This is a genomic window from Deltaproteobacteria bacterium RBG_16_64_85, assembly GCA_001798885.1.
Taxonomy (GTDB): domain Bacteria; phylum Desulfobacterota; class Deferrimicrobia; order Deferrimicrobiales; family Deferrimicrobiaceae; genus FEB-35.
Window position 1 is genome coordinate 1 of sequence record MGQW01000075.1, and the last position, 6,239, is coordinate 6,239.

General features: G+C 56.4%; 6 protein-coding genes and 1 pseudogene. 5 read left to right on the top strand and 2 right to left on the bottom strand.

Annotated elements, in window-relative coordinates; genetic code table 11:
• Positions 1–270 (bottom strand): annotated as a pseudogene (locus A2Z13_01235) (hypothetical protein).
• On the bottom strand, positions 267–530 hold the full coding sequence (locus tag A2Z13_01240; protein OGP76948.1) for a hypothetical protein: 264 nt from the start codon (positions 528–530) through the stop codon (positions 267–269). Before A2Z13_01240 ends, A2Z13_01235 begins: the two are co-directional and overlap by 4 nt.
• 413 nt (positions 531–943) lie before the next feature.
• Here A2Z13_01240 and A2Z13_01245 point away from each other — a divergent pair, with 413 nt between their 5' ends.
• The 5 genes from A2Z13_01245 (at position 944) to A2Z13_01265 (ending at position 6,220) form a co-directional block, all read left to right on the top strand.
• On the top strand, positions 944–1,684 hold the full coding sequence (locus A2Z13_01245; GenBank protein ID OGP76949.1) for a hypothetical protein: 741 nt from the start codon (positions 944–946) through the stop codon (positions 1,682–1,684).
• A 346-nt stretch (positions 1,685–2,030) separates the two neighbouring features.
• Positions 2,031–2,306, top strand: a complete 276-nt coding sequence (locus A2Z13_01250; protein ID OGP76953.1) for a hypothetical protein — start codon at positions 2,031–2,033, stop codon at positions 2,304–2,306.
• Positions 2,307–2,900: 594 nt separating this feature from the next.
• Positions 2,901–3,605, top strand: a complete 705-nt coding sequence (locus A2Z13_01255) for a hypothetical protein (protein ID OGP76950.1) — start codon at positions 2,901–2,903, stop codon at positions 3,603–3,605.
• A 209-nt stretch (positions 3,606–3,814) separates the two neighbouring features.
• Complete coding sequence (locus A2Z13_01260; GenBank protein ID OGP76951.1) at positions 3,815–5,362, top strand: o-succinylbenzoate--CoA ligase; 1,548 nt, start codon at positions 3,815–3,817, stop codon at positions 5,360–5,362.
• A gap of 405 nt (positions 5,363–5,767) precedes the next feature.
• The gene (locus tag A2Z13_01265) at positions 5,768–6,220 is read left to right on the top strand and encodes a hypothetical protein (protein ID OGP76952.1); all 453 of its coding nucleotides are present in this window, start codon (positions 5,768–5,770) and stop codon (positions 6,218–6,220) included.
• Positions 6,221–6,239: the final 19 nt, after the last annotated feature.

Below are 6,239 nucleotides of genomic sequence, written 5' to 3' on the forward strand. Positions count from 1 at the left end.
GGCGGCCTTGTCCGCTGTCTTGATGAAAGGTTGTGCCGTCTCCCAGGGCTCGGAAGCCTCGTGACGGGCATAATCGAGTTCCACCTTGGCGTTCGCTAGTTCCTTGGGAGCACATTCCTTCGCGCCCATCCGTTCCGCCTTTGCGATCTTTGCCGAGATGCCGTCAAACTGGTCGATCTCGCCCTTCGTCAGTTGGCGGGCACCACAACCCACAGCAAGAAATGCCGCAAGAAGAACCATAACGAAAAGGAAAAGATGTCGATTCCTCATTTCGTGCCTCCCCCCGCCTTTTCGAGCGCCTTGGCGGAATAGGCCTTCGATTCCTTCGTGAAAGTGTTGGCCGCCTTGCAGTCCCCTTCTTCCGCCTCGAGACTCGCCTTGTTGAGGTAGCCTTTCGCCGCGTAGTACTCGAACGGAGTTTTGGCTTCCGCACCGGCGGCCTTCGCCTTGTCCAGCGACTCCCGGGCGTTCTGGATCGCGTTGGCCGTCGCGCAACCGGCAGCCAGACCGGCGATCAGAACAATCGCCATTAAGACAACCCACGGTCGTTTCATCGTACCCCTCCTTTTAAATAGGTTTGCGTCCCTGATGATCCCAATCATCACCGCTCCTGCCGATGAAGGGCGATATCCAGTGCCATTTCACTCTAAGACGGGGTTCTCTTCAAGCGGATTCCCCATGTTTCGTTTTGTCCTTGTCTTCTTCGGACAGCAAGCCAACCTCTGTCGGCTCTTGAGGGCTCTGGACAACCATCCCTGCCTACTCCAACACCTGATATTTGAGGGATCCTCGAACTGGAATTCAAAGGGTTTTATGGACAGGTGGCCCGCCCGAAGGTAACCGTTTCGGGTAAACATCGGAACCGCTTCTTCCGAAAAGATATTTTAGGAAGAGGGTCTGGCCGCGTGGAAAGGGGGATCCGTGATTCGCGAAAGGGAAGGGGATGGCGGGATCTGAATCGAAGAGGGCTACGGTTTACAACAAGCCGGGGGAAGGGGTCCGAAAGATGGAAGCCACCCGGTGGCTGGCCGCACTCTTCTTCTTAATCGTTATGTTCGCTGGCACCTACCTATACAGCAAGAACGGCAAGGCGATTGCAACATTAGGTTTACCTGTCACCGTCGTTGTCGGTGTCGGGGTTCTCTATTGGGTAAAAGCAATGGGCGACAAGGCGGATAGGTACTCCAAGAGAGCCGTCGATGCTAGGCGCGGAGCTGAGGCCGAAGAAGCAGTTGGCAACCTGTTGGGCGAACTCCCGGCGGGGTTTTTCGTCGTGCATGACTTGAAATCTAAGAGAGGGAACATCGACCATATCGTCGTCTCCACGAAAGGGATCCTCACCGTCGAGACGAAGAGCCACAAAGGAGTCGTCAGCTGTGAAGGGGAGGAGTTGAAGCGCGACGGGCAACCCTTCGAAAAGAACGTTATCAAGCAGGCATGGGCGCAGGCATATTTTATCCGTCTTCTTCTCATCAGCCACGGGATATCGGCACCCAACCCGCAACCGGTGCTCCTGTTTGCCAATGCCGATGTACAAGTGCGAAAACCGGTAAGGGGCGTGGAAATCATCAGCAAGCGATATCTTCCCGTCTACCTGAGGCGCTTGCGGACACGCATGACGGCCCAAGAAGCGGAGAAGATTTTCGGTATATTGAGATTATCGCAAACGCAGATGTTCGTTTGATCTCGTCCTGGAACGCCCCCTTCACAGTTAATCCTTGATCTTCCAACGCTTGTATCTTCTCATCCGTCTTCTTGCTGTTTGGGAAATGATACAGTACAACCTGCCGATAATTAAATGTGCCCATTGAAAACTATAAGGGAATAGATAACAGTTGACATTTGTAAGTGTATGCAATAAATTGATAATCAATGTTTTGCAAAATGGACTTCCGGAAGGAATTGGATTATGTTGTAAGTTAGCTTAGGTAATATAAGTGATTACTTTAGACCATAATACTGGCCAACTAATTTAAAAACATGAGGAGGGGATTGATATGTTGGTAAGCAAAAAGATAGAAAGTAATGTCATGTCTTTAAAGTCCCTTCAAGGAAAAATTAAATTCGAATTTTCTGCCCCGGAGGCGAAGGAAGTTTTCTTGGTAGGGAATTTCAACCAGTGGAATACCCAAGCGAATCCGATGAAAAAAGACAAGAATGGAATTTGGAAGGCAACTCTCTCCCTTGAACCGGGAAGATACGAATATCGTTTTATTGCCGACGGCAACTGGGAGAACGATCCTTCTTGTTCTTGCTTCATCGCTAATGAATTCGGAGGCACGAACTGCGTTCGGATTGTAGCGTGAAGGGTTGACCCAATCCCAACTGACAAAGGTCACCTGGTATGAGCTGCGGGCGACCTCGGCGTCAGAGAAGAGAAAAGAAATGCGGTCAAATTGGCAATCGTCGGGATTTTCATGTCCCGCCTCCCACCTCGTGAAGTTCGGTCTCGCGGCGAACCCGCTTCCTTAGACGCCTTCATAATCAATAGTTTGCGTTCGGTTTGGCGCTACTCCTAACTCGCAGGATCCAGGATCGAATCCAACCAACGGTCTCAATTAAATCAATAGGTTATGGGCCAATATGCCCACTTTTATTCATCGGATATAAGACTCCACTTAACCGCCTTACCCGTTGAGGATATCCCCGGCGATTCTTAATGGATTAAATATTTTCTTGTTATCAGGTACTTATGTGCATTTTGCCGTGTTCGTGCCTGCATTTGGACGGGGATTCCGACGTTCCGGCTGCTATTCGCATGGATAGGGTTCGTGGGGTATAATAATTAACCGAAAGGGAAAGACCAAAGGGATAGCGCGATTGGCTCCGGCGACAGGGAACACTTTGGGGCCTCCGTCCTTGGAACAGGATCAGCAGACAGTCGGTCTTGGAGATTCGCCATGCGGGAGAGAAACGGTGTCCGGTACATCATCAAGGTATTCGAGGCGCAGTGGGACCAGCTCCACGACGAAACCGTCAAGCCCTTTTTCGAGCAATTGAAACGGGACACGAACGAGACCTACATGCGGCGCAACGGGGTGCATCATGAGTTGAACGGACATGATGCGTTGTTCAGCTACATCGTCTTCCAGAACGCGGAGGGATTGAAGGATGCTCTTTACCGGTACGACCAGGGGGTGGACCAGCGCAGGAAGATCGCCTATTTTGCCTGCCACGGGAAGCGAGGGGTCATCAGCGCGGTGCAGGACATCAGCCGCCGGCGTCTAAAAAACATACTGGCACCCCTCACGAGTTACGACGGGCTTTACTTCGGAGCCTGCGATTTCGTCAACAGGAAGACGGCCGAGGTGCTGCTCGGTGGCGCGCAATCCACGTGGATCGCCGGATACGAAAGCTGGACTCCATGGCTGGAGGGAATGTTGTGCGACATGATGTTTTTCCGGCTCCTGCTGAGCGGGCGGTTCGTACGTCCGAAGACGAATGCCCGATGGGAGCCGATCAAGCGGCCCGACGAGGTGGCGCGCCGATTGTATGAGCAGTTTCCCCAGGCCATAGACCTTCGTTTTTCGTTATTCTACCGGAAGCCGGAACGGATCTGCTCCACGCTGGAAGAACATTTCGGGAAGGAAAGCGGAGTGTCGTAGTCTTGGCGGAAAGAGTACCCGGTGCCCAGCCGGGGCCTATGACCGTATTGTGACCGTCGGTTCCCTGGAACGTTTCACAACGTTCCGAGGTAGGACCGCTGGACGTACTCGCTTTCCCGGAGCTCCTTTCCCGTGCCGGAGAGCACCGTCCGCCCCGGCTTGCGTTGATATAGTATCCGCGTATTCGGGGAAAGGGAAAAATCGAAGGCATGAACCTGGCCCAACTGCTTTCCGAAACGGCATCCAGACACCCCGACAAACCTGCCATCGTCTTCGAAGGGACGTCCCATTCCTACCGCGCATTCGACCGTCAGGTGGAGCGCTACTCGGCCATGCTCCGGGCGGAGGGCGTCGGGAAAGGGGACCGCGTCGCCATCCAGCTTCCGAAGAGGATGGAGTTCCTCTTCCTCCACTTCGCCATTCTCTCGGTCGGCGCGATCACCCTTCCCCTCAACGTGGATTACCGGGCCGGGGAGGTCGAGTATTTCCTGTCGGACTCCGGAAGCTCTCTCTTCGTCACGGATGGAGAGAGATTCCTGCGGGCTGCGGATGCGATCCGCGGTCTGCGAGGGATCCGGACCCTCCTCGTGGACGGGGCCGTCATGGAAGGGGCGGGCAGCCTGCCGGACCGGCTTGCCCGCGCGCCCGCGACGTTCCAGCGGGTCTATCCGGCCGACGGCGACGACGTGGCCATGATCTGTTACACCTCGGGCACGACCGGCAGGTCCAAGGGTGCGATGATCACGCACCGGAACCTCGTGTCGAACATGCTGGCCCTTTCGGAAGCATGGGAGTGGACGGAGAAGGACGTGCTCCTCCATGTTCTTCCCCTGTTCCACGTGCATGGGTTGAACGTTGCGACGCACGGAAGCCTGTATGCCGGCTCGACCATCGTCCTGCACGAGAAGTTCGAGCCGCAAAGAGCGTGGGAGGCGCTGGAGAAGGAACGGTGCACCCTGCTCATGGGGGTTCCCACGATCTATCAGAGACTCATGAACGAGTGGGAAAAGCTGGAGAGAAAACCGGACCTGCAGAAAATGAGGGTGTTCATCTCCGGCTCCGCGCCGCTTTCCGACGACCTTTTTCACCGGTTCGAGAAGGCCACGGGATTCCGGATCCTGGAGCGCTACGGCATGACCGAGACGGGCATGAACACGTCCAACCGCATCGACCCGGCCCATCGGAAGGCGAAAAGCGTGGGTTTTCCACTGCCGGGCGTTCGAATCCGCGTTGTCGGAAGCGACAGCAAAGACGTCCGCCCGGGGGACGCAGGGGAGGTGTGGGTCCTGGGGAACAACGTGTTCCTGGGGTACCGGGGGATGCCCGATAAGACGCGGGAGTCGTTCGTGGAAGGCTGGTTCCGGTCAGGGGATCTCGGGTACCAGGATCCGAAAGACGGCGGGAGGCTGTACCTGGTCGGCAGGGCGAAAGAGCTGATCATCACCGGCGGTTTCAATGTCTACCCGAAAGAGGTCGAAAACGTCCTCGAAAGCCACGAGGCTGTGAAGGAGTCCGCGGTGGTCGGCCTGCCGGACGAGGAGTTCGGCGAGAAGGTCGCCGCTGTGGTTGTCCTCAAAGACGGTCGGGGGTCCGTCGCGCTGGAGGTCCTCTCCGCGCACTGCAGGGAACGGCTGGCCTCGTACAAGTGTCCCAGGGAGATCGCCATCGTCCCGGAGCTCCCGCGAAACGCGATGGGGAAGATCCTGAAGAACCGGATCGTCGAGGATTTACAGGGGAAGGCATTCCGGATCACCTGATCGTTCCACCACCAAGCGCCAGAGATGGACCACGGCGAAGGCAAGTACGAAGTCCGGTCGAGCATTCCGGCCTTCCCGGCGCGACGCCGGAGTTCCAACAGCATCTTCGGCTGCACATTTATGGCTACGACCCGCAAGTTGTATTTTGGAGAGAATATACGATCCCCTGCTAGTGCTTGTGACTGTTTTGTGTCAGGATAATCGGTTTCGTGATAGGAGAAAATGCCCTCGTCCGGTTGGTCAAAATCAGGGGAGCAGGTCAGGATTTCCGTTCCGGATTCTTCCCGGTGGTACAATAGGCGGCGGGAGAAACAGCGAACCTCCCCGATCGAGGGGTGTGGGCGCCATTCCGTAACGCATCGGGGAATGGCAGAGGATGGGATTTCAACCGGAGACGTCCGGCACATGAGGAAAAACGCGGTGCCGGCAGGAGGGTCGGTCATGGCGGACAGGATTCGGAAGGCCCGGTATTTCAAGGTGATGGTTCCCAACAGGGCAGGCGCGTCCGCAAAGGCGTTCTTGGCCCTCGCGGAGGCCCGGGTCAACCTCCTTGCCTTCAGCGGTTTCCCGAGGGGAGGGGGCAAGGCGCAACTCGATTTCGTCCCGGAAAACGTGGCGGCGTTCAAGAGGGCGCTTCGGAAGGCGGGCGTCTCCGTGGGGAAGGGGAAGGTGGTCTTCCTCGTCGAGGGGCCGGACCGGCCGGGAGCCGGATGGAAGGTCGGAGGGGAACTCTCCCAGTCCAGGATCAACATCACGGCGATGCACGCCGTCGTTGCCGGGGGGAAGCGGTACGGAGCGATCCTCTGGGTCAAGCCCAAGGACGTGGCCCGGACGGCGAAGTCGCTCAAAGCATCCTGACCGTCCCGATCCTGATCCC

Bases quoted from the DNA above. Each gene is read 5' to 3' on its own strand.
- A2Z13_01255 (OGP76950.1), top strand. From the start codon at position 2,901: ATGCGGGAGAGAAACGGTGTCCGGTACATCATCAAGGTATTCGAGGCG.
- A2Z13_01260 (OGP76951.1), top strand. From the start codon at position 3,815: ATGAACCTGGCCCAACTGCTTTCCGAAACGGCATCCAGACACCCCGAC.
- A2Z13_01245 (OGP76949.1), top strand. From the start codon at position 944: ATGGCGGGATCTGAATCGAAGAGGGCTACGGTTTACAACAAGCCGGGG.
- A2Z13_01265 (OGP76952.1), top strand. From the start codon at position 5,768: ATGAGGAAAAACGCGGTGCCGGCAGGAGGGTCGGTCATGGCGGACAGG.
- A2Z13_01250 (OGP76953.1), top strand. From the start codon at position 2,031: ATGTCTTTAAAGTCCCTTCAAGGAAAAATTAAATTCGAATTTTCTGCC.
- A2Z13_01240 (OGP76948.1), bottom strand. From the start codon at position 530: ATGGCGATTGTTCTGATCGCCGGTCTGGCTGCCGGTTGCGCGACGGCC.